At 64.9% G+C, this 21,796-nt stretch carries 17 protein-coding genes and 1 pseudogene; 4 read left to right on the forward strand and 14 right to left on the reverse strand.

The window, feature by feature from the left end; all coding sequences use genetic code 11:
* Window positions 1–36: 36 nt before the first annotated feature.
* The 6 genes from ACFOMF_RS10205 to uvrD form a co-directional block, all read right to left on the reverse strand.
* Window positions 37–990 carry a TAXI family TRAP transporter solute-binding subunit gene (locus ACFOMF_RS10205; RefSeq protein ID WP_386364424.1) on the reverse strand — a complete coding sequence of 318 codons (954 nt, stop codon included), beginning with the start codon at window positions 988–990 and terminating at the stop codon, window positions 37–39.
* A 368-nt stretch (window positions 991–1,358) separates the two neighbouring features.
* Window positions 1,359–2,696 carry a sigma-54-dependent transcriptional regulator gene (locus ACFOMF_RS10210; RefSeq protein ID WP_386364426.1) on the reverse strand — a complete coding sequence of 446 codons (1,338 nt, stop codon included), beginning with the start codon at window positions 2,694–2,696 and terminating at the stop codon, window positions 1,359–1,361.
* A gap of 86 nt (window positions 2,697–2,782) precedes the next feature.
* Window positions 2,783–4,576 (reverse strand): sensor histidine kinase, encoded by a 1,794-nt coding sequence (locus ACFOMF_RS10215; protein ID WP_386364428.1) that lies wholly within the window; start codon window positions 4,574–4,576, stop codon window positions 2,783–2,785.
* A 174-nt stretch (window positions 4,577–4,750) separates the two neighbouring features.
* On the reverse strand, window positions 4,751–5,599 hold the full coding sequence (locus tag ACFOMF_RS10220) for a Tim44 domain-containing protein (protein ID WP_386364430.1): 849 nt from the start codon (window positions 5,597–5,599) through the stop codon (window positions 4,751–4,753).
* A 106-nt stretch (window positions 5,600–5,705) separates the two neighbouring features.
* Window positions 5,706–6,791: a TRAP transporter substrate-binding protein gene (locus tag ACFOMF_RS10225; protein WP_386364432.1), complete on the reverse strand. Its 1,086-nt coding sequence runs from the start codon at window positions 6,789–6,791 to the stop codon at window positions 5,706–5,708.
* 61 nt (window positions 6,792–6,852) lie between these two features.
* Complete coding sequence (uvrD, locus tag ACFOMF_RS10230; RefSeq protein ID WP_386364434.1) at window positions 6,853–9,036, reverse strand: DNA helicase II; 2,184 nt, start codon at window positions 9,034–9,036, stop codon at window positions 6,853–6,855.
* A 196-nt stretch (window positions 9,037–9,232) separates the two neighbouring features.
* On the opposite strand from uvrD, the gene ACFOMF_RS10235 reads away from it, so the two are divergent.
* Complete coding sequence (locus ACFOMF_RS10235; RefSeq protein WP_386364436.1) at window positions 9,233–10,561, forward strand: MFS transporter; 1,329 nt, start codon at window positions 9,233–9,235, stop codon at window positions 10,559–10,561.
* Between the two features lie 52 nt (window positions 10,562–10,613).
* Here ACFOMF_RS10235 and ACFOMF_RS10240 read toward each other — a convergent pair whose 3' ends face one another.
* The 6 genes and pseudogenes from ACFOMF_RS10240 to ectA all read right to left on the reverse strand — a co-directional run.
* Window positions 10,614–10,829, reverse strand: coding sequence for a dodecin (locus ACFOMF_RS10240; RefSeq protein ID WP_386364438.1), 216 nt, complete (start codon window positions 10,827–10,829; stop codon window positions 10,614–10,616).
* 116 nt (window positions 10,830–10,945) lie between these two features.
* The gene (locus ACFOMF_RS10245; RefSeq protein ID WP_386364440.1) at window positions 10,946–12,373 is read right to left on the reverse strand and encodes an aspartate kinase; all 1,428 of its coding nucleotides are present in this window, start codon (window positions 12,371–12,373) and stop codon (window positions 10,946–10,948) included.
* 69 nt (window positions 12,374–12,442) lie between these two features.
* The gene (gene thpD / locus ACFOMF_RS10250; RefSeq protein ID WP_386365799.1) at window positions 12,443–13,351 is read right to left on the reverse strand and encodes an ectoine hydroxylase; all 909 of its coding nucleotides are present in this window, start codon (window positions 13,349–13,351) and stop codon (window positions 12,443–12,445) included.
* 109 nt (window positions 13,352–13,460) lie between these two features.
* Window positions 13,461–13,853 carry an ectoine synthase gene (locus tag ACFOMF_RS10255; RefSeq protein ID WP_386364441.1) on the reverse strand — a complete coding sequence of 131 codons (393 nt, stop codon included), beginning with the start codon at window positions 13,851–13,853 and terminating at the stop codon, window positions 13,461–13,463.
* Window positions 13,854–13,879: 26 nt separating this feature from the next.
* Complete coding sequence (ectB, locus tag ACFOMF_RS10260; protein ID WP_386364443.1) at window positions 13,880–15,160, reverse strand: diaminobutyrate--2-oxoglutarate transaminase; 1,281 nt, start codon at window positions 15,158–15,160, stop codon at window positions 13,880–13,882.
* Window positions 15,161–15,478: 318 nt separating this feature from the next.
* Window positions 15,479–15,985: pseudogene (gene ectA, locus ACFOMF_RS10265) on the reverse strand (diaminobutyrate acetyltransferase); the annotation flags it as partial.
* A gap of 577 nt (window positions 15,986–16,562) precedes the next feature.
* Between ectA and ACFOMF_RS10270 the strand changes: the two are divergent.
* Window positions 16,563–19,367 carry a class I adenylate cyclase gene (locus ACFOMF_RS10270; protein ID WP_386364445.1) on the forward strand — a complete coding sequence of 935 codons (2,805 nt, stop codon included), beginning with the start codon at window positions 16,563–16,565 and terminating at the stop codon, window positions 19,365–19,367.
* Here ACFOMF_RS10270 and rnk read toward each other — a convergent pair.
* Together rnk and cyaY are read right to left on the reverse strand one after the other, a co-directional pair.
* On the reverse strand, window positions 19,361–19,762 hold the full coding sequence (rnk, locus tag ACFOMF_RS10275) for a nucleoside diphosphate kinase regulator (RefSeq protein ID WP_386364447.1): 402 nt from the start codon (window positions 19,760–19,762) through the stop codon (window positions 19,361–19,363). The genes ACFOMF_RS10270 and rnk overlap by 7 nt on opposite strands.
* Window positions 19,763–19,919: 157 nt before the next feature.
* Complete coding sequence (gene cyaY / locus ACFOMF_RS10280) at window positions 19,920–20,252, reverse strand: iron donor protein CyaY (protein ID WP_386364449.1); 333 nt, start codon at window positions 20,250–20,252, stop codon at window positions 19,920–19,922.
* A gap of 158 nt (window positions 20,253–20,410) precedes the next feature.
* On the opposite strand from cyaY, the gene lptM reads away from it, so the two are divergent.
* Complete coding sequence (lptM, locus tag ACFOMF_RS10285; protein ID WP_386364451.1) at window positions 20,411–20,536, forward strand: LPS translocon maturation chaperone LptM; 126 nt, start codon at window positions 20,411–20,413, stop codon at window positions 20,534–20,536.
* Between the two features lie 9 nt (window positions 20,537–20,545).
* A complete protein-coding gene (gene lysA, locus ACFOMF_RS10290) occupies window positions 20,546–21,793 on the forward strand; it encodes a diaminopimelate decarboxylase (protein WP_386364453.1) in 1,248 nt (415 codons plus the stop codon).
* Window positions 21,794–21,796 lie beyond the last annotated feature (3 nt).

A 21,796-nucleotide genomic window follows, 5' to 3' on the forward strand; every position in this document is an offset into this window, starting at 1 on the left:
GACCGGCTCGTCGAGCGAGCCGGCAGGACCTTTCGGTCAGTTCAGGACGCCCGCTTCCTTGTAGAAGCGTTCAGCACCCGGATGCAGCGGGATGGGGAGGTTCTTCGGGGCATCTTCAAGCGTGATGTCGCGGGCAGCCGAATGCGAGGTGCCCAGACGCTCGAGGTTGTCGAACATCAGCTTGGTCATCTGGTAGGCCACTTCTTCCGAGACGCCATCATGGGTCACCAGAATGTTGGTGATGGCGGCGGTAGGCACGTCGGCGGTCTGGCCGTCATAGGTATTGGCCGGGATGACCATGGACTGGTAGACGGGGTTGCCGATCTTTTCCACCACTTCAGCGGGGATCTCCACAAAGGTGATCGGCATGGTCGAGGCGAGGTCGCGGATCGCTGCCATGCCCAGGCCGGACGACTGCAGTGTGGCATCGAGCTGGCGGTTCTTGATCAGCTCCACCGACTCGGCATAGGGCAGGAATTCGACCCGGCCCATGTCCTTGTAGGACATGCCGGCAGCCGCAAAGATGGCGCGAGCGTTGAGTTCGGTACCCGAGCGCGGCGCGCCCACGGAGATGCGCTTGCCCTTGAGGTCTTCCAGGGTCTTGATGCCCGACTCGCGGCTGGCCACTACCTGGATGTAGTTCGGGTAGATGCCGGCGATTGCGCGCAGCTTGGTCAGTGGCTGCTTGAAGCCGGCGTCTTCCACGCCGGCCCAGGCGTCGGACACCGAGTCGCCGATGGAGAAGGCCAGTTCACCCCGGCCGGCCTGCAGCAGGTTGAGGTTTTCCACGGAAGCCTTGGTCGCCTGGACCGAGGTGCGGGCGCCGTCGATGCGGTCATAGAACTGCGACAGGGCGACCCCGATCGGATAGTAGACGCCGCTGGTACCCCCGGTAAGGATGTTGATGAAGGTGGGAGCGGCGACGGCCGCGGTGCTGGCAGTCAGGGCGGCCGCAGCGGCGAAAAGGCCCAGGCGTTTGGTCAGTTTCATGGGGAAACACTCCGTTTCGTTGTTATGAGCTCGCGTGACTGACCATAGACGAAGCCGGGACGGGCGGCAGACAAGCGCGGCGGACGGAGCGGGGAACCGCTGGGCGTGGCTGCGCTTGTCATTGTCTTTTGACAACCACGTGGACAATCACCTTCGCAAAAGCCGTGCCGGTTTTTACCTCAGGGAGAGGCTCTAGAGAGGGCGGAATCGGCGGATTCTTGCCAATGGCCGTGATTCGATACGCGGAATGCCGCCGATGCGGTTCTGTCGCGTGGGCTTCGGCCCACCGTGTTCAGGCGCTGCCGGCCCGCTCAGGAGCCGAGCCCATTGCCTGCGCAGCCGTACGGCACGAGACTCCAGCGTCCAGTCTATTCCTCATCCTGCCCGGCCGGCAGAAAGTCACCCCGGCTCAGGCCGTGGCGCAGCATCTTTTCATTGAGCGTCCGGCGCGGCAGCTGCAGCAGGGTCATGACTTCGGCGATGTTGCCGCGACAGTGCTGCAGCGCGCGTTGCAGGCACTGCGTCTCGAAGCGCTCCATCTGCGCTGTCAGGGACTGGTCGTCCGACGCGTCGGTGTCGCGGCTGCCGATGCCCAGAGCGTGGCGTTCGGCCGCGTTGGTCAATTCACGCACATTGCCTGGCCAGTCGTGGGCCAGCAGGTCGGCCAGTTCGCGTGGCTGCAGCGGCCGCGGCTCGCGGCCGTGGCGCTGGGCGGCCTGGCTGGCGAAATGCTCGAACAGCAGCGGAATGTCCTCGCGCCGCTCGCGCAAAGGGGGGATCTGGATCTCGGCGACATTCAGTCGATACAGCAAATCCTCTCGAAAGCGTCCAGCGCGCACTTCATCGTGGAGGTCCGGCTTGACCGCGCTGATGACCCTCAGGTCGACCTGGATGCTGCGGTTCGAACCGAGCCGCTCCAGCGTCTTCTCCTGGATCACGCGCAGCAGCTTGGCCTGTTGCGCCAGCGGCAGGCTTTCCACCTCGTCGAGAAACAGGCTGCCACCATTGGCGTGCTCGATCCGCCCGATTCGCTTGCCCTGGGCCCCGGTGAAGGCGCCGCTTTCGTGACCGAACAGCTCGCTCTCGAAGATGCTGTCCGGGATGGCCGCACAGTTGAGTGCAACGAAGGGTCGCTCGGCGCGCGGGCTGAAGTCGTGCAGGCAGCGGGCGACGCGCTCCTTGCCACAGCCGGTTTCGCCGCGGATGAGCAGGTTGACGTTGGTACCCGCCAGTTCCAATACCTGCCGACGCAACTGCTCCATGGCCCGGGAGACGCCAAGAAGCTGCGATTCGATGCGGTCCTTGCGGGCGTACTGCTCACGAAGCTGGCGGTTTTCCATCACCAGCTTGCGTTTGTCCTGGGCGCGTCTGAGGCTGTCGAGCAGGCGCTCGGGGGTAAAGGGTTTCTCGATGAAGTCGTAGGCACCCTGACGCAGTGCCTGGACCGCCATGGGCACGTCGCCATGACCGGTGACCATGACCACCGGCAATTCCGCATCCAGCGCCACGAGCCTGTCCAGCAGTGCCAGGCCGTCGAGATCAGGCATGCGGACATCGCTGACCACTACCCCGGGGTAATCACGAGTCAGCAGCCCCAGCGCTTCGCTGGCACTGGCGCAGGTGCGCACCTGCCAGCCGGAGAGTTCGAGCCATTGCTGAACGGCCTGGCGAATGGCGGCTTCGTCGTCGATGAAAAGAGCCTGCATGGTCGGGTCTCTGGTTTGTTGATGGTGAGTGATCGAGGCCGGCCCACTGCTGGAGGCTGAACCAGGCTGCCCGCAGCAGGTTCGGCCTAGGCGCCGGACGGGGTCGGCTGGCTGGCGGACCGGGCGATGTCCAGCTCCACGGCCGGCAGGCGCAGGGTGAACGCGGCGCCGCCTTCGCTGCGGTTGCGTGCCTCAAGGTTGCCGCCAAGGTCGCGAACGATGCCATAGGATACCGCCAGGCCCAGCCCGAGGCCCTGTCCCACCGGCTTGGTGGTGAAAAAGGGCTCGAACACCCGATCCAGATCGTCGTTGGCGATGCCTGCGCCGCTGTCGGCAACGCTCAGGTAGCAATGTCCGCCTTCGCGCCAGGCATTAATGTTCAGGTGCCGCTCGGGGCAGTCCTGCATGGCGTCGAGAGCGTTTTGCAGCAGGTTGATCAGTACCTGCTCCAGGCGGATCGCGTCGCCGCCGACCAGCAGACCGGGTGTCAGATCATGGCTGATTACCACGCCTTCGCTGCGGATGCGCGCTGAAAGCAGTAGCAGGGCCTGATCGAGCACCCGCAGCAGGTCGAGGCGCTCGCGCAATCCGGCCGGGCTCTTGCGGGCAAAGGCCTTGAGATGCGAGGTCAGTGCGGCCATGCGCTCGATCAGCCGCTCGGCCTGGTCGAGCCCGGCGTGCGCCTCGTCAGTCCGCCCACTGGCCAGCAGCAGATGCAGGCTGCCGAGCTGCATGCGCAGTGCGGTCAGTGGCTGGTTCACCTCATGCGCCAGCGCTGCCGACATCTGCCCGAGCGCGGCCATGCGCGCGGCATGCACCAGTTCGTCCTGGGTCGTGCGCAATTCGGCGGTGCGCACTGCCACCAGGCGCTCCAGTTCGCTGCGGCTGTACTGTTCTAGCCGGTGGGTCTTGCGTCGCTGGGCGAGAAACAGCAGCAGAAAGCAGAGGGCGAGCCAGACGGCGGCGGCTGCCATCCGCGGTGCCAGCTGGCTCTGCGCGCCCTGCGGCTCCTGCAGGAGATAGAGGGTCCAGCCTTCCTCGGGCATGGGCAAAGATTGCCAGAGATAGCGTTGAGGACCCTCCGGCCCTTCGACACGTTTGAGCTCGCTGCCGTCTCCCAGGGTCGTCAGGCGCTGGGTGGGCAAGGGCTTGAGGGTCTGTTCGGCATAGCGCCGGGCAGCGACCAGGCGTGCCAGGATATCGTCGTCGAGAGGGCGCAGATGGCGAAAGCGCCAGGAGGGCCGGTTGCTGAGAATGACGATATCCAGCGAGTCGGCCACCAGCAGGATGCCGGGTTGGGCAGCCCAGTCCCGCTGCATGGCTTCGAGTTCCAGCTTCACCACCAGTACGCCGAGGAGCTCGCCGGCGGCATTGGCCACCAGATGCGACAGGAAATAGCCTGGGACGCCGGTGGTCACGCCGACGGCGAAGTAACGTCCCGAACCCTGGCTGATCGCGTCTTGGAAATAGGGACGAAAGCCGTAGTTGTTGCCAACGAAACTGCTCGGCTCCCGCCAGTTGCTGGCGGCCAGGGTGGTTCCCTGACGATCCAGGAGATAGAGGACGGTCGAACCCGCTGCCCGATTCTGCTGCTCCAGACGCCTGTTGAGTGCCTGGCGCAGCGAGGAATCGTTCGGGTGCTGCAGCAGATCTCGGATCGGCTCGTCCAGCGCGAGCAGGGCCGGCACCGCGCGAGAGCGTTCAACTTGCGTGTGGATGGCCTGGGCATACAGGTCCAGTTGCCCCTGGGCTTCCTGCGCCCGCGCCTCCAGTAGCCGTCGCTCAGCCATGTGACCAGCCAGCCAGAGGCTGCAGACCAGGCCGAGCACCATCAGTGTGGCGAGCGCGATGATCGGCAGGCGAGGGGTGGAAGCAGGCATGGCTGGAAACTCGACTGAGAGATCGTTAGCTTCCGTGATCGCGCCTGCAGCCTGCAAGCGTCGTCGGCGCCTTTGCCATGGCCTGGGAACCGCAGCAGCGTTGGCGCGATACCAGGCGGTAAACCAAAAAGGCCGGCTGATCGCTCAGCCGGCCTTTCGGATTCGACGCGAAGATCAGCCGTTCTGGCGGATCCCGGCGATGAGCCAGGGCTGGTTCTCGCCCTGGGCCCGCTCCATCCGCCAGCTCTCGCTGAACGGCTCGCCTTCGTCGAAGCGCGAGCTCTTGGCGACGCCGCTGAAGGTCAGGGTGGCAATGGTGTTGTCGTGGGTGTCATCGACACCGTCCAATACCGCTTCGAGGTTGTCCACGTAGGTGGACTGGTAGCCCTCGCCCAGCTCGGCCCGCTCACGCTTGAGAAACTCCAGCAGTTGCGGGGTGACGAACTCGGCCACCTTGTCCATCTCGTTGGCATCCCAGTGCTGTTGCAGCGAGAGGAAGTGCTCGCGCGCCGCCTCGATGAAACGTGTCTGATCGAACCAGGCCGGGGCGTTGATCACCGGTGCGGCGGCGGCCACAGGCGCTGCGCCGCCGCCAAAGATCGACGTCGGTGCGGCAGGGGGCGCTTCGCGGTGCATTCCGGCGGGTCCGGCCACGGCCGGTTGCTGCTGCTGCCGTCGGCTACGCAGGAAGCGGAACAGCAGGAAGGCGATGGCGCCAAAGATCAGTATGTCGAAGATCTGCAGGCCCTCGAAGGCGCCACCCATGAACATGGCGGCGAGCAGGCCACCGGCGGCAAGGCCGGCCAGGGGGCCGAGGAAGCGCGATGCACCACCGGCGGCCTGCTGCTGGCGGCCGGGCTGCTGGGCAGCGCTCTGGTCGGTACGTTGCTGCTGGACCTGGCGGGTCTGGTGGCTTGGCGCCGCGCCAAAGCTCTTGCCGCCGCCGAACCGCTTGGCATGAGCGTCGAAGCTGAGGGTCAGGGCGACGCAAAACGCCATGAAGAAACTGAGCGTACGTTGCATGCGGATTTCCCGAAGATTGTCTACGCGGGTCATGTTGGAGAGCAAAGCGTGCCAATACCAGAAAAAAATAGTTTCCGGCTTTTGCCCCGCTTCGCCAGAACTGGCGCTAGCGCCAGTTGTAGAGTTCTTTTTCCGACAGTGCATGCATGGGCGTGACCTGCGCCTGGAAAGCTTTCATCGAGGCCCAGATACGTCCGTTGAGTTCGGATTGTGCCGCCAGTTCGGCGACGACCTTTTCCGATTCCTCGCGCAGGGCATCGAGCACCTCGTCGGGGAAGCGGCGCAGCTCCACACCCTGGCGCTGCAGCTCTTCCAAGGCGAGGGCGTTATTCCACACGTAGTCGTCCATCATTGCCAGGTTGGCAGCCCGCGCAGCCTCGCTGACGATGGCCTGCAGGTGCGGCGGCAGGCTGTCCCAGGCCGTCTCATTGATCAGCACCTCGATCACCGCCTGGGGTTGCTGCCAGCCGGGGTAGTAGTAATAGCGCGCCACCTTGTGCAGGCCGAAGGCCAGATCGTCATAGGGGCTGACCCAGTCGGTGGCGTCGATGGCGCCGGTCTGTAGCGCCGTGAACACCTCTCCGCCGGGCAGAGTCACGGTGGTGGCGCCCAGGCGGCTGAGCACCTCGCCGCCGAGGCCGGGGGTGCGGATCTTCAGTCGGCGCAGGTCTTCAAGGGAATTGACCTCCCGGTTGAACCAGCCGCCCATCTGCATCGTCGAGTTGCCCGCGGCGAGGGGTTTCACGCCGAACGGCGCATAGGCCTCTTCCCACAGCTGTTGGCCGCCGCCCTGGCTCAGCCAAGCGTTCATCTCCAGGGTCGACAGGCCGAACGGCACCGACGTGAAGAACTGCGCCGTCGGGGTCTTGCCCTTCCAGTAATAGGACGCGCCATGGCCCATTTCCGCGGTGTTGCGCGACACCGCATCGAAGACTTCCATCGCTGGCACCAGCTCGCCGGCGGCGTAGGTGCGGATGGTCAGCTGGCCATTGCTCATGGCATTGACCCGCTCGGCAAAGCGTTCGGCCGCGATGCCCAGGCCGGGATGGTTCTTTGGCCACGCGGTGACCATCTTCCAGCGGAAGGTCTCTTGTGGTTCGGCGGTCTGGCCGGTGGGCTGGTCGTCGTTGCAGCCTGCGACTAGGGCGGCCAGCAGGGCGGCGGCGAGGCCAAGGAAGGGACGGCGGTTCATCGGGTTCCCTTGGAATGCTTGGTGGGAAGTGAATCAGCGCGGCGCCAGGCGCCGCGTAGGGTCAGGCGATTTCGAGCTTGGCGTAGCTCAGCATCAGCCATTTGCTGCCCTCGCTTTCGAAATTCACCTGTACGCGCGCATGGGCACCAGCCCCTTCGAAATTGAGGATGGTGCCTTCGCCGAACAGTGCATGACGCACCCGCTGGCCGAGTGAAAACGGGGTTTCCGGCACTGCGGCGCCAGCAAAGCTCGGCCCGCTCTGGGCCGCCCCGCCATAGGGACGGCTGACGGTATTGGACAGCCGGACCTCCTGCAGCAGCGACGGCGGAATCTCACGGACAAAGCGCGACACCTTGTTATAGGTCTCGCTGCCGTAGAGGCGCCGGGTCTCGGCGTAGGTGATCACCAACTGTTGCATGGCGCGGGTAATGCCGACATAGGCCAGGCGGCGCTCCTCTTCAAGGCGGCCGGATTCCTCCAGGCTCATCTTGTGCGGGAACAGGCCTTCCTCCATGCCGACAAGAAATACCAGTGGAAACTCAAGGCCCTTGGCACTGTGCAGGGTCATCAGCTGAACACTGTCCTCATGGTCGCCGGCCTGCTGCTCGCCGGCCTCCAGCGAGGCATGGTCGAGGAAGGCTTCCAGTGTGGTCTGGCCTTCTTCCAGGTCCTCGTACTCGAAGGCGCGTGCGGCGCTGACCAATTCCTCGAGGTTCTCGACCCGTGCCTGGGCCTTCTCGCCCTTTTCGTCGCGGTGGTAGGCCAGCAGGCCCGACTGTTCGATCAGGGTCTGGGTGGCCAGGGACAGGGTCATCTTCTCGACTTTCAGCGCCAGGGTATCGACCAGCTCGACAAAGCCGTTCAGCGCACTGGCGGCGCGGCCGGAAATCACCTTGGTGCCGATCGCCTGATGCAGGGCAGCCCACAGCGAGAGCTCGTTGGCGCGGGCGAAACTGCGCAGGGTTTCCACCGTCTTCTCGCCGATGCCGCGCGCCGGCAGGTTGATCACCCGCTCCAGCGCGGCATCGTTGTGGCGGGTGTGGATCAGGCGCAGGTAGGCCATGGCGTTCTTGATCTCGGCGCGCTCGAAGAAGCGCTGGCCGCCGTAGATACGGTACGGAATGCGCTCCCTGAGCAAGGCCTCTTCCAAGACCCGCGACTGGGCATTGGAGCGGTAGAGAATGGCGATTTCCTGGCGGGCCAGACCTTCCTTTATGCCACGCTGGATGCCCTCGACCACATAGCGCGCCTCGTCGTGCTCGTTATAGGCCGCATACAGGGAGATGGGTTCGCCATCGCAACCGGAGGTCCAGAGTTCCTTGCCGAGGCGGCCCTGGTTGTTGGCGATCAGGGCGTTGGCGGCCTTGAGGATACAGGCGGTGGAGCGGTAGTTCTGCTCCAGGCGGATCGTTTCGGCGTCCGGGAAATCGCTACAGAACTGCTGGATGTTCTCGATCTTCGCTCCGCGCCAGCCGTAGATCGACTGGTCATCGTCGCCCACCACCATCAGGCTGTCGCCGCCCTTGGCGAGCAGCCTCAGCCAGGCGTACTGAACGGCGTTGGTGTCCTGGAATTCGTCCACCAGCAGATGGCGGAAGCGCCGCTGGTAATGCTCGAGCAGGCCGGGCTTGTCGCGCCAGAGGTCCAGTGCGCGCAACAGTAGCTCGGAGAAGTCGATCACCCCGGCGCGGGCGCAGGCGGCTTCATAGGCTTCGTAGATCTTCAACTGGGTGGCGAGAAACAGATCGCCCGCCGGCTGGATGTGTTGCGGCCGCAGGCCCTCGTCCTTCTGCCCGTTGATCCACCACTGCGCCTGGCGCGCCGGCCAGCGCTGCTCGTCAAGGCCCAGCTCGCGGATCACCCGCTTGACCAGCCGCTGTTGGTCGTCGGAGTCGAGGATCTGGAAATTCTGCGCCAGGCCCGCCTCCTGCCAGTGGGCACGCAGCAAGCGATGCGCCAGACCATGGAAGGTACCGACCCACATACCCTGTGGGTTGATGCCCAGCAGATGCTCGATGCGGTGGCGCATCTCGTGCGCGGCCTTGTTGGTGAAGGTCACCGACAGGATCGAGTGCGGCGAGGCGTGCTCGACCTGGATCAGCCAGGCGATGCGGTGCACCAGCACCCGGGTCTTGCCCGAGCCGGCACCTGCCAGCACCAGTTGCTGGCCAAGGGGCGCGGCCACAGCCTGGCGCTGGGCATCGTTGAGGGCGTTGAGCAGGAGGGAGAGATCGTCTTCAGTCATCTGCGCATTCTATCAGGGCACCAGCGCCGATGGCGCGGCCGTCCGCCGCCGGCCGAAGAGCGGCAGGCAATCCCACCGGAGAGGTCGCTGCGGTGACATCGGGCTTCGCTGGGGGGCGTCGCGGCGGGGCGGGGCCGGCGTATCATGCGGCGCATCCCTGCCGGGCAGTCTTCTCTCGGAACATTCAGAGCTACCCATGCCGCCAGTCTGGAAATCCTTTCGCGCGCTGTACCTCGCTACCCTGCTGATGCTGCTCGGCTCGGGTCTGCTCAATACTTACCTGGCGCTGCGGTTGTCGGCCACGGTGGACGGCTTGTGGGTGGGTGCGCTGATGGCGGCCAATTATCTCGGCCTGGTGCTTGGCGGCAAGGTCGGTCATCGGCTTATCGGCCGGGTCGGGCACATCCGCGGTTATGTCGCCTGTGCCGGGGTGGTCACCGCGGCGGTACTCGGCCACGGACTGATCGACTGGCTGCCTGCCTGGTTGCTGCTGCGCATGCTGATCGGCCTGAGCATGATGTGCCAGTACATGGTCATCGAGAGCTGGCTCAACGAGCAGGCCGAGGCCAGCCAGCGCGGCCTGGTATTCAGCGGCTACATGGCTTCCTCTTACCTGGGCCTGATCCTCGGCCAGCTGGTGCTGGTGGTCTACCCGACCCTCGGCCCTGAGCTGCTGATGCTGGTCGCGCTGTGCTTTTCCCTGTGCCTGGTGCCAGTGGCGCTGACCGGCAAGCTGCACCCGGCGCCCCTGCACCCGGCGCCGCTGGAGCCGCGTTTCTTCATGGAGCGGGTGCCTCAGTCGCTGACCACCACCCTCGCCTCGGGGCTGATCGTCGGCGCCTTCTACGGCCTGGCGCCGCTGTATGCCACCCGCGTGGGCCTGGCAACCGAGCAGGTGGGGCTGTTCATGGGCGGCTGCATCCTGGCCGGCCTGCTGGTGCAATGGCCGCTGGGCTGGCTGTCCGATCGCAGCGACCGGGCGGTGTTGATCCGCGGTTGCGCCTTGCTGTTGACACTCACGGCGCTGCCGCTGGCACTGGTGCCGGACCTGCCGCTGGCGGCGCTGATGCCGCTGGCCTTCGTGGTCAGCCTGTTGCAGTTCAGCCTCTATCCACTGGCGGTGGCCTTCTCCAACGATCATGTCGAAGCGGAGCGGCGGGTGTCGCTGACCGCGATGCTGCTGGTCACCTTCGGGGTGGGTGCCAGTGTCGGTCCGCTGCTGGTCGGTGTGCTGATGAAGTATTACGGTCCGAACATGCTCTATGCATTCTTCTGTGCCTGCGGGCTGTTGCTGCTCTGGCGCGTGCGCCCGGGAGCGGTGACCAATCTGCATCAGGTCGAGGACGCGCCCCTGAATCACGTGGCGCTACCCGACAGCACGGCCGGATCGCCGCTCAGTGCCGCCCTCGATCCGCGCGTCGACGAGCAGGTGGTGCAGGACCAGATGCAGGACTTGGAACCATCCGGGCCTGAAGGGATGAGCGCTGCAGAGGACGCAGAGGACGCAGAGACCCGGCCTGGCTAGGCCTTGGCCGGCAAGAAGCCGGAGCGGGCAGGACGCCCGCGCCGGTGGAAGGTCAGCTTCCGTTGAGACGGAATCCCACCTTCATCCCCACCTGAAAGTGCCCTACCTTGCCATCCTCGATGTGCCCGCGGATCTCGCTCACCTCGAACCACTCGAGGTTGTGCAGGCTCTGTGCGGCCTGGGCGATGCCGTTCTGAATCGCTTCGTCGACGCTGTTGCGCGACGAGCCGACAATCTCGACCTTCTTGTAGGTGTGGTGATCGGACATGGGTTTTCCTCCTCGGATGAATCGCATGGCGTGTTCATTAGGGCCGGAAAACCTGTCGGGAAGTTCAGCCGACCCGGGCAACGAGTCGGCGTAGAGGTCGAGAGGTAAAGGTAGGCTCAGGCTGCGGCGATCACGTCACCGTGGTTGTGCGGCTCGATAAGGGCCTTGTGCAGTGCCGCGACTGCTGCCTGGTAGTCGTCCTCGTTGACCACCAGCTGCATCTCGACCTGCCGGATCGACTGGTGCACCGCCTGGATGTTGATCCCGGCCTCGGCGAGTGCCGCCACGGTGCGCGCGAGGATGCCCTTGACCTTGAGGTCCGAGCCGATGGCGGACACGATCGCCACGTTATGCACGGTCACCTCGGCGGCCGGGTAGCGTTCCTCGATCAGCCGCGCCGCGCGATTGATCAGCTTGCGCGAGCCGCAGGCGTACCAGGTGATGCTGTTGGCGTCGGAGTCCTTGTTGATCACGTAGAGCTTCAGCTGACGCAGCAGGCCCGAGATTTCCATGTCGTGGCTCGGGTCGCCGAGCATCTCCTGGTCGAACACCTCGATGCCGAAGACATCACGGCGACCGGCAATGATCTCCACGCAGGGCTTCTCGCTCTGGTAGCCCTGGCTGATCAGGGTGCCGTCGTGCTCCGGCTCGAAGGCGTTCTTGATCCGCAGCTCCACGCCAGCGCGGCGCAGGGTCCGGGCGGCGCGAGGATGGATGGCTTCCATGCCGAGGTTCGACAGCTGGTCGGCGACGTCGTAATTGGTACGGCCGATGGGCACCACCTTGTCCGCCCCGACCAGGTTCGGGTCGGCGCTGGAGAGGTGGAATTCCTTGTGGATGATCGCTTCACGCGCACCGGTGGCGGCGGCGATCTGGGCAAAGGTGATCTCGCTGTAGCCGCGGTCGAAGGTGTTCATCAACCCTTCGCTGCAATGGGCGTAGCCCGGCGCGACGATCAGCTCGCGCTCGAAGTCGGCCCCGGCGAAGCTGTCGCGGATCATGTCTTCGAAGGGCAAGGGCTCGTCGCGGTGCCAGCCGGTGAGGTCCACCAGGCGCGCGGCGACGCCACGCTGCTTCAGCGCCAGCACGGTGTTGAAGGCGCTGTGCGCTTCGCCGAGGGAAGCGAGCATCTCGCGCACCTTCATCAGGTGCTCGCTGAGCTGGAAGTGGCCGTAGGCACAGAGGCGCTTGAGGCTGTGCATGCAATCGCCGGCATCATCGATGCGCTTGTTGATGAAGGCGTTGGCCTGCTGGCGCTCGAACCCCTCGAACAGCTCGGCGTTCTTCTCGAGCATCTGCTGGCGCACGCCGTCGAGTGCGGCAAGCCAGGCATCGCCGCCGCTGGCATCGGCAAAGCGCTGGTAGACACCCGGTTCGCCGGTCTTCTTGTGTTCGAGCAGCAGGTTGGTCATGCCGGCATAGGCCGAGACGACAAACACCCGCTGATAGAGCGAGTCGTCCTGGCGTGGGCCGAGGAATATATTGTCGAGTACTTCCTGAAAGCGGCTCATGGAGGTGCCGCCGATCTTTTCTACGGTATGCATGGGGTCCTGTCCGGAAGATTCGGCCGGCAGCGCCCGGCCAACGGGCCCGCCTGCGCGGGCCGGAGGATTTCACAGATAGTGCTGTGGCTGGATGTCCAGCGGGGTGAAATCCGTGCGCTCGGCGACAAAGGCCGGGCGCGGGGGTTGCTCGCAAAAGGGTGCCTGGAGCCTATTGTCCATGTGGTTGTAGACAAAGAACAGATTGCTGCGCGCCGCTGGGGTGATATTTCCGTTCGATCCGTGCAGCACATTGCAGTCGAAGAACACCACGCTGCCCGCCGGGCCGGTGGCCACGTCAATGCCATGGCGTGCGACCAGGTCGGTGAGGCTGGCGTTGTCCGGTACGCCGAACTCCTGCTTGCGCAGGGATTTCTCGTAATGGTTCTCCGGCGTGGCGCCCACGCAGCGGATGTACTGCTTGTGGGAGCCAGGCACCAGCATCAACGGGCCGTTCCAGGTTTCGTTGTCGGTCAGCAGGATTGAGCAGGACAGGCAGCGCATACGCGGCATGCCGTCTTCCACATGCCAGGTCTCGAAGTCCGAGTGCCAGTAGAACTCGCGGCCGGTGAAGCCTGGCTTGAAGTTCATCCGCGACTGGTGGATGTAGAGGTCGCCGCCGAGGATGAAGCGGGCGATGCCGGCGGTGCGCTGGTCCCGGGCGACCCGGGCGAACAGCGGGTTGTCCTTGTGGATCTCGAACACCGAGCGTACCGCGCCGCTGTCGGGCTCCAGGATCGACTTGGGCGATTCGGCGACCGCCGGGTCGGCGAGGATGCGCTCCATCTCGGCGCGAAACACCGCGACTTCCTCGGCGCTGAACAGGCTGGGCACCACCAGGTAGCCGTCGCGCTCGAAGCGCTCGATCCGGGACGCGGCGATCGGCGCATTCTCCAGGTCGGTGCGGTGCACCACCGGGTCGATGCGCGCCTGCCGGGAGGGCTGGTCCTGCTGGCGGGAGGGATACAGGTCGGGTTGCATGGCGGGCATGCTGGCCTCCTTGTGGATCGGGCCGAGCGAGGCGGCCCGGAGGTGGTGTCGGGTCAGGCGCAGGGTGAAGGACGGCGAAGCCTTTTCCGCCGCCACCGGCTCAGATGGCCTCGGCTTCCAGCGGGTAGACGCCGTTCTCGTCGTGGACTTCCTTGCCGTTCAACGGCGGGTTGAACACACAGGCCATCTTCATCTCGGTGAAGCCACGCAAGAGGTGCTCGTCGTGCTTGTCGAGGATGTACAGGGTGCCGGGCGCGATGGGATAGACCTTGCCGTCGGCCAGGGTCTCGATCTCGCCTTCGCCGCTGATGCAGTACACCGATTCCAGGTGGTTCTGATACCAGATGCGGGTCTCGGTCTTGGCGTAGATGGTGGTGATGTGGAACGAGAAGCCCATGTTGTCGTCCTTGAGCAGCATGCGGGTGCTGTCCCAGGTCTCGGTGACGACCTTGCGGCCCGACTGCTCGGCTTCTGCCAGGGTGCGTACGATCACGTCTGTTTCTCCTGAAAAGGGGCGGCTCAGCCGGCCGCCTGGGTCACGGTGCTGCCTTTCATGGCGGCGGCGAAAGCCTGGTCGAGGATGTCCATGGCGCGGTCGATCTGCTCGTCGCTGATCACCAGCGGGCAGAGGCACTTGACCACTTCGCTGTGGGCGCCGCTGGTCTCGATCACCAGGCCCTTGTCGAAGGCGTGGCTGCAGACGGTTTCGGCGATCTCGCCATCGGGACAGGAGATGCCGATCATCATTCCGCGACCCTTGACGAATAGCGAGTCCGGGCCGTGACGGCGGACGATGCGCTGCATGCGCTCGGCAATGCGCTGGCCCTTGGCGCCCACGCTGGCGGCAAAGCTGTCGTCCTTCCAGAAGTGTTCGACCGCCGCGGCGGCAGTGACGAAGGCGTGGTTGTTGCCGCGAAAGGTGCCGTTGTGCTCGCCTGGCTTCCACTGGTCCAGCTCGCCCTTGAGCAGCAGCATGGCGAAGGGCAGGCCGTAGCCGGAGAGGGACTTGGACAGGGTGACCATGTCCGGCCTGATGCCCATTTCCTCGAAGCTGAAGAAGCTGCCGGTACGGCCGCAGCCGGCCTGGATGTCGTCGACGATCAGCAGCATCCCGTGCTTGCGGCAGAGCTTTTCCAGCTTGCGCATCCAGTCGGCGGAGGCCACGTTCAGGCCGCCTTCGCCCTGAACCACCTCGACGAGCACTGCCGCCGGCTTGTCGATGCCGCTGGACGGGTCGCTGAGCAGCTTGTCGATCATCGCGATGGTGCTCGCCTTGTCACCGAAGTAGTTGGCGTAGGGCATGCGATTGACGCCGCCCAGGGCCACGCCGGCACCGCCGCGGTGGTGCCCGTTGCCGGTGGCCGCCAGGGCGCCCAGGCTGCAACCGTGGAAGCCGTTGGTGAAGCTGATGATGGTCTCGCGGCCGGTGACCTTGCGTGCCAGCTTCATCGCCGCTTCCACGGCGTTGGTGCCGGTGGGGCCGGTGAACTGCATGAGGTAGCTGCCCATGCCGCGCGGCTCGAGGATCAGCCGGTTGAAGGTCTCGAGAAAACGCTCCTTGGCCTCGGTGTACATGTCCAGGCCATGGGTAACGCCGTCGCTGGCGATATAGTCCAGCAGCGCCTGCTTCAGCACCGGGTGGTTGTGCCCGTAGTTCAGGGTGCCGGCCCCGGCGAGAAAATCGATGTAGCGCTTGCCCTCGCGATCCACCAGCTCGGCGCCGCGCGCCTGGGTGAACACGACAGGGAAGGATCGGCAGTAGCTGCGAACGGCGGATTCGTTCAGTTCAAAGATGTTCATGCGGTCTCCTGGAGTTCTTGATCTTCTTGGAGCTCTTCTAGGGTCTGTTGCCGTTTCGTCGCGAGCCGCGTTGCAGCGTCAAATGGCGCCAGGTCGGGCGGCGTTCCGCAGGCGCGGACGCAGGTAATGGTCGCTCCCTTGCCAAGTCCCGCAACGCCGCATGGCGCCATTTGCCGCGCAACCCAAAGGGCCGGGCCTGTTTTTGCGCGATGCGGCGTTACTCGTCGCTTATTTGGAATGACCAAACTTCGCTCCTCGTGCCTTGCCTCGCGCAAAAACAGGCTCCGGCGCGGCCGCGAACGAAATGGCAACAGACCCTAGTGAGGCTTTGGAGAAGGGGCCAGCGCGGTAGAGGACTTCGTCCTCGTGTTCGCCAGCGAAATGCGCCTCGCGCGAGAACAGCACACGGGTGTCGGCAGTGACCCCGAGCCGCGCAAAGGCCTTGCGGAACAGCGCCTGGGAGGCGCTGTTGTCCGGTGAGATGGTGGTTTCCATGTAACGCACGCCGTGTTCGGCAGCGGCCCGGGCGGTCAGCGCAAGCAGCATGCGCAGGGCCAGGCCCTGGCCGCGCATCGAGCTATCCACCGCGACCTGCCAGACGAACAGGGTGTCCGGGCGGGACGGCGGCCGGTAGCCGGAGATGAAGCCGACCAATTGACCCTTGGCATTCTCGGCGGCGATGCCGGTATCGGCGAAGTCGGAGCACTGGAGCAGATTGCAGTACGCCGAGTTGACATCCAGTGGCTTGCAGCGGGCCACCAGCTGGTGAAGCGGATATCCGTCGCCGTCGGTTGGGCGACGGAGGGTGACGGGTAAGGAAGTCAAAACATTACCTGTTGTTTGCAGTGATCTTTTTCAGGTTAAACATATTGGGCGCCTGATCACAACCCGCAGGACTTATACGATCTCGGATATATCGGCCATGCATGATTCTTAATATCCACGATTCAACGAGGCAATTACTTATCAGGCCGGACATGCGAATTAACCAAGACGTAGAGATGTTCCAGAAGTTTCACCAGTCTCGGCTGAGTGTCCTTTCTATTGGCTAGAGCTCGCGTTTGTAAGACCTTCGGAGGTATCGATGGGCTTCTGGAAGTGCGCTGGATCAGGGTTCTGAACAGGCTCTTGTCTTACGATGGCACATGCCCTCAAAGCCAGGGAAAATAGAAACAGGGATTCATGCAGCCCAGTAAAATTTACTTGCTAGTTATTGAAATATGAAGAAACAGAGTAATTTGTTATATCTGCCTGCGAGCTTTTACTCAGCGGCGCGCATGTCTGAATCAACGCGTGATGATTGTCGCCGAAGCGTGGCTCCTCAGCCGACCGGTATCAAGCCCTGACGACTGCGGCCGATGCAGGGGCTTGGTATCCTTGCCCATCCCTGATAGAGCCCCCCATGTTGCGCAGTCAAGAAATCCGTCCCGTGCTGGAAGAAGGCATCGATCGAAAGGTCATGATGCAGTTGCGGGAGCGTTTTCTCGAGGTCAACCGGGGCCGGCTGGCTCGCTGCCTGGAAGCCATGTCCAGCCGCCAGCAGCGGGTGCTCCGTCTGCTACCACTGTTGTTTCACGTCAACCATCCGCTGTTTCCCGGTTACGTTTCCGCCGCCACGCCGGCAGGCTTGCATGGGTTCGAACCCGAAGCGGAGCTGTTGGCCGAGGCGCAGACGCTGTGCCGGTCGTTCGCCTACAAGGAAAACCGTACCCGCAGCGGCCGCAATATCGGGCCGTCGCGGATCCATGGCCTGTTTCTCATGGGCAGCCTGGGCTCCCTGGCCCATGCCGAGAACAGTGATCTGGATGTCTGGGTGTGTCACGACTCCGGGCTGAGCCCTGCCTCGCTATGCGAGCTGGAGCGCAAGTGCGAGCTGATCAGCGCTTGGGCGGCAGAGCAGGGGACCGAAGCGCATTTTTTTGTCATCGATCCTGCGCGCTTCGGTCGCGGCGAAGACGATGTGCCGCTGAGCGCCGAACATTGCGGCAGCAGCCAGCATTATCTGTTGCTTGACGAGTTCTACCGTTCGGCGATCTGGCTGGGGGGCCGGGTGCTGACCTGGTGGTTGGTCCCTCCCTATGAAGAGCACCGCTACGAGGATTACGTACGGATCCTGCTGGAGCGTCGCTTCATCCGTGCCGAGGAATTGCTCGACCTCGGTCATCTCGGGCGGATTCCGCCAGCCGAGTTTCTCGGCGCCGGACTCTGGCAGCTGTACAAGGGCATCGCCTCGCCCTACAAGGCCTTGCTCAAGCTGTTGTTGACCGAAGTCTACGCGAGCCAGCATCCCCGGGTGGACTGCCTGGGCCTGCGCTTCAAGCAGGCGGTCTACCAGAACAGGCTCGAGCTGGATGCGCTCGACCCCTACTTGCAGGTCTATCGACTGATCGAGGAATACCTGCGTGGACGAGCCGAGCCCGAACGCCTCGAGCTGGTCCGCCGCGCGCTCTACTTCAAGGTCGACAAACCGCTCAGCCGACCACCGAGCGGAGCCCAGAAAAGCTGGCAGCGGGTGCTCTTCGAGCAGTTGGCCGGGGAGTGGGGCTGGGACGAGGCTCAACTGGTACGGCTCGATCGCCGCAGCGGCTGGAAGGTCGCCGAGGTGAGCCGCGAGCGCCGCGCGCTGGTGAGTGAACTGACCTACAGTTTCCGCTTCTTGTCCCAGTTCGCGCGCCAGCAGCAGGTGGCCAGCTCGCTGGGGCGGCGTGATCTGGCGATCATCGGGCGCAAGCTCTACGCGGCCTTCGAACGTAAGCCGGGCAAGGTGGAGCTGGTCAATCCGGGCATCTCCCCGGACATGGCCGAGGAGGCGCTGACCCTGGTGTGTCACACCGAGGCCGGCGGTGAGCGCCTGTGGAGCCTGTATCGCGGTAGCCTGTCGCTCAGGCAGTGCGAGGATTTCGCGCCGCTCAAGCGCGGCCGCGAGCCCGTTGCGCTATTGGCCTGGTGTCACCGCAACGGGCTGATCGACAGCGGTACCCGCCTGTCGCTGCATCCGGGCGACAGCGCGCTCAGTGAGGGCGAAGTTGCCGGCCTGCTCGGCAGCCTGCGGCAGGTGTTGCCCCTGCCGCTACCAAGGGTGCCGGACGAGGCCTGGTTGCTGCCGGCGACACCACAGCGGATCCTGCTGCTGGCCAACGCCGGGCTGGATCCTGCTGAGCTACCGGGCGCCGACAGCCTGACCGAGAACCCTGCTGCTGCGGAGAATCGTGTATCGACGCTTGACCAGGTGACGCTCAACAGCTGGAACGAGCTCCTGGTCCTCCGTTACGAAGGGGCTCAGGCGCTGGCGGACTGCCTGCTCGATTACCTGCGAGACGAGCGGCCGGCGCCGGTGCTGCGGGCCGCCTGCCACTGCCGCCATCGTGATCCGAGGGTCCCGAGGCGGCTCGAAGCGCTGTTCGGTGCGCTGCGCGAACAGCTCCAGAGCCAGCCTGGCAGTCGGTACCTGATCAACCTGGGCGGTCGTTTCCAGTTGTTCGACCTGACACCGGGGCAGCTCGGCCAGCATGAGCTGGCCGACCGCCAGGCGCTGGTGGAGCACCTCGGCCAGCTCCGGCATGTCTGGAGCCCGCTGCGGCTGGACGATCAGGCGCTGCCGGCAGGCGACGAGCTGCGACTGATCCTGACGCAGGGCAAGCCTGGGCGGCTGCAGCTGTTCTATCGCGTCGAGGACGAAGAGGCGGAGCTGACGGTGCTCGACGAGCGCAACACGCTGTGGCGGCAGCGGCAGGCGTTTCGTGACGTTCAGACCCTGCTCACACCGCTCTGGCGGTTTCTCCAGGCCGTACTGTTTCGTCGCGCGGCGCACCTGCCGCTGCAGCGTGGGGCGGAACTCGAGATCAGTCTGCATGAGCTGGTCGCCAGCGGAAGCGGCGGCGCCCTGCGACTGGAGTCGCGGCAGCCGCCACGCAGCGGTCCGGAGGATGCCTTCTATGAAGTGCAGGCGATCATCGAGCCGGGTGACGGGGACCGGTCGCAGGTCACGCTCTATTGCAACGGGCGCGAGTTTTCCAGTCTCGAATACGGCGATGCGCTGTACAGCGAGGTGGCCCGCGACATCCTCGGGCGACGCCGGCACGCTGAACGCTATCCCTGCTACCTCACCGACCTGTCGGCGGGCGAGGCGCCCCACACGGTACAGTCGCTACGCCACAAGGTGCGGCTGGAGGTCGCCTTGAACCAGGCCCTGGCACGGCTCTACTGAGCGCCGTCGGCTTCGGGCTGGTATTCGACCTCAAGCAGGGTAAGGCGCAGCAGTTTCCCGCCCGGTGTCGGCCAGTCTATGTGCTGGCCGACGCTCAGCCCCAGCAGTGCCGTACCGACCGGCGCCAGTACCGAGACGGTGCCTTCCTGGCGAGCGTCCTGAGGCATGACGAGTGTCAGGTGATAATCCTTGCCGGTGGTCTCCTCGCGGCAGTGCACGCGGGAATTGAGGCTCACCACGCCCGGCGGCAGGGCGCTGCGCTCAACCACCTGGGCCCGGGCCATCTCCTGCTCCAGGGCTTCGGCAGCCGGGCCGTAGCTACTCATGTCGTCCAGCAGGCGCTCGAGGCGCTGGACATCATTGGCGGTCAGGGTAATCGGTGGCGTACTGCTCATGGCTGCCAGGGGCCTCCTGTGCGGGCGGGTAAAAAAGCAAAACCCCGCCCAGACCCATCGGGAGAAGCCGCCAGCGGCGGGCGGCTTCGAACGGGGGGAGGCGGGGTTTTCGTGAAGTCCTTTGACCCTAACACAGTAGAGGCGGGACGCAAGGGGCTTACATGTCCTCGAATTCCAGCGCTTCGCCGCCCTGTTCGCGGCAGGCGCGGGTGAGCATTTCGCCAAGCGTCTCGTCGGTGGCCTCGCAGAGCCAGCAGCCGTTCTCGTCGTTGTAGTCGAAGTGGAAACCCCCGGCCCGGGCCGCCAGCCAGAGCTGACGCAGAGCGGGTTGGCGGCTGATGATGAGCTGGCTGCCAGTGTCGAACTCGATGGTCAGTACCCCGGCGGAATTCTCCAGGTCGACGTCCAGGTCGCTATCGTCGAAGACGTCCTCGATCGCTTGCTGGGTGCTGTCGACAAGATCATGGAAGCGGGCTTCGCTCAGGGGCATGGGTAATTCCTTGTTGCATTTGAACCGGGCTTGAGGAACGGCAGCTTAGCATCGGCGTGCGGCCGCGGCAGCCCAGCGTGACCGTCGGAGGCTGCATAGGCAAGCTACCGGGTGCCCGGTATACTCCGGCGATTCGATTTCCCAAGAGATTCGCACCCATGAAGCGTCTTCTGCTTCCCCTCCTCGCGCTCGCCCTGCTCGCTGGCTGCGGCCAGAAAGGCCCGCTTTACCATCCCGACAGCGAAGCCGCGCAAGAGCGCTCCAGAGACCGTTTCGAGTTCTGAGGAGAACCCATGGAAGCCTTCAACTACCGCGACGGGCAGCTGTTCGCGGAGGGCGTGGCGCTGTCCGCCATCGCCGAGCGTTTCGGTACCCCGACCTACGTCTATTCGCGTGCCCATATCCAGGCCTGCTACCGCGCCTACGCCGACGCCCTGGCGGGCATGCCGCATCTGGTCTGTTTTGCGGTCAAGGCCAACTCCAACCTCGGCGTGTTGAACCTGCTGGCCCGCCTGGGTGCGGGCTTCGACATCGTCTCCCGTGGTGAGCTGGAGCGGGTCCTGGCAGCGGGTGGAAAGGCCGAGCGCATCGTCTTCTCCGGCGTCGGCAAGACCCGCGATGACATGCGCCGAGCGCTCGAGGTCGGTGTGCACTGCTTCAATGTCGAGTCCATCGAAGAGCTCGAGCGCCTGCAGCAGGTGGCTGCCGAGCTTGGCGCCAGGGCGCCGGTGTCGCTGCGGGTGAACCCGGACGTGGATGCCGGCACCCACCCCTACATCTCCACCGGGCTGAAGGAAAACAAGTTCGGCATCGCCATCGCCGAGGCCGAGGCGGCCTACGGACGTGCGGCCGAACTGCCGAACCTGGAAGTGATCGGCGTCGATTGCCACATCGGCTCGCAGCTCACCAGCATGGCGCCTTTTCTCGACGCGCTGGATCGACTGCTGGGCCTGATCGATCGGCTGGCCGAGCGTGGCATCGGCATCCGTCACCTGGACCTGGGCGGCGGACTCGGGGTGCGCTACCGCGACGAGCAGCCGCCGCAGCCGGGCGATTACATCCGCGCTGTGCGCGAACGCCTGGCCGGCCGCGAACTGGGCCTGGTGTTCGAGCCGGGCCGCTCCATCGTCGCCAACGCCGGGGTGCTGCTGACAAAGGTGGAATACCTCAAGCACACCGAACACAAGGATTTCGCCATCGTCGACGCGGCGATGAACGACCTCATCCGCCCGGCGCTCTACGATGCCTGGATGGACGTGGTGGCGGTACAGCCTCGCACCGGCGAGCCTCGCTGTTACGACCTGGTGGGTCCGATCTGCGAAACCGGCGACTTTCTCGGCAAGGATCGTGAACTGGTCCTCGCCGAGGGCGACCTGCTGGCGGTGCGTTCGGCCGGCGCCTATGGTTTCGTCATGAGCAGCAACTACAACACCCGCGGCCGTGCAGCCGAGGTGCTGGTCGATGGCGCTGCCACCTTCGAGGTACGGCGCCGCGAAACGCTCGAGGAACTGTACGCCGGCGAAAGCCTGTTGCCGGAGTAAGCC

The organism is Stutzerimonas tarimensis, from assembly GCF_042648805.1.
In the GTDB taxonomy this organism is placed as follows: Bacteria; Pseudomonadota; Gammaproteobacteria; order Pseudomonadales; family Pseudomonadaceae; genus Azomonas; species Azomonas tarimensis.

Excerpts from the sequence above, each read along its gene's own strand:
- ACFOMF_RS10225 (WP_386364432.1), bottom strand. The coding sequence starts at position 6,791 with ATGAACCGCCGTCCCTTCCTTGGCCTCGCCGCCGCCCTGCTGGCCGCC.
- cyaY (WP_386364449.1), bottom strand. The coding sequence starts at position 20,252 with ATGCCCCTGAGCGAAGCCCGCTTCCATGATCTTGTCGACAGCACCCAG.
- ACFOMF_RS10240 (WP_386364438.1), bottom strand. The coding sequence starts at position 10,829 with ATGTCCGATCACCACACCTACAAGAAGGTCGAGATTGTCGGCTCGTCG.
- ACFOMF_RS10215 (WP_386364428.1), bottom strand. The coding sequence starts at position 4,576 with ATGCCTGCTTCCACCCCTCGCCTGCCGATCATCGCGCTCGCCACACTG.
- ectB (WP_386364443.1), bottom strand. The coding sequence starts at position 15,160 with ATGAACATCTTTGAACTGAACGAATCCGCCGTTCGCAGCTACTGCCGA.
- ACFOMF_RS10270 (WP_386364445.1), top strand. The coding sequence starts at position 16,563 with ATGTTGCGCAGTCAAGAAATCCGTCCCGTGCTGGAAGAAGGCATCGAT.
- uvrD (WP_386364434.1), bottom strand. The coding sequence starts at position 9,036 with ATGACTGAAGACGATCTCTCCCTCCTGCTCAACGCCCTCAACGATGCC.
- lptM (WP_386364451.1), top strand. The coding sequence starts at position 20,411 with ATGAAGCGTCTTCTGCTTCCCCTCCTCGCGCTCGCCCTGCTCGCTGGC.
- thpD (WP_386365799.1), bottom strand. The coding sequence starts at position 13,351 with ATGCAACCCGACCTGTATCCCTCCCGCCAGCAGGACCAGCCCTCCCGG.
- ACFOMF_RS10220 (WP_386364430.1), bottom strand. The coding sequence starts at position 5,599 with ATGCAACGTACGCTCAGTTTCTTCATGGCGTTTTGCGTCGCCCTGACC.
- ACFOMF_RS10205 (WP_386364424.1), bottom strand. The coding sequence starts at position 990 with ATGAAACTGACCAAACGCCTGGGCCTTTTCGCCGCTGCGGCCGCCCTG.
- ACFOMF_RS10210 (WP_386364426.1), bottom strand. The coding sequence starts at position 2,696 with ATGCAGGCTCTTTTCATCGACGACGAAGCCGCCATTCGCCAGGCCGTT.
- lysA (WP_386364453.1), top strand. The coding sequence starts at position 20,546 with ATGGAAGCCTTCAACTACCGCGACGGGCAGCTGTTCGCGGAGGGCGTG.
- ACFOMF_RS10235 (WP_386364436.1), top strand. The coding sequence starts at position 9,233 with ATGCCGCCAGTCTGGAAATCCTTTCGCGCGCTGTACCTCGCTACCCTG.
- ACFOMF_RS10245 (WP_386364440.1), bottom strand. The coding sequence starts at position 12,373 with ATGCATACCGTAGAAAAGATCGGCGGCACCTCCATGAGCCGCTTTCAG.
- rnk (WP_386364447.1), bottom strand. The coding sequence starts at position 19,762 with ATGAGCAGTACGCCACCGATTACCCTGACCGCCAATGATGTCCAGCGC.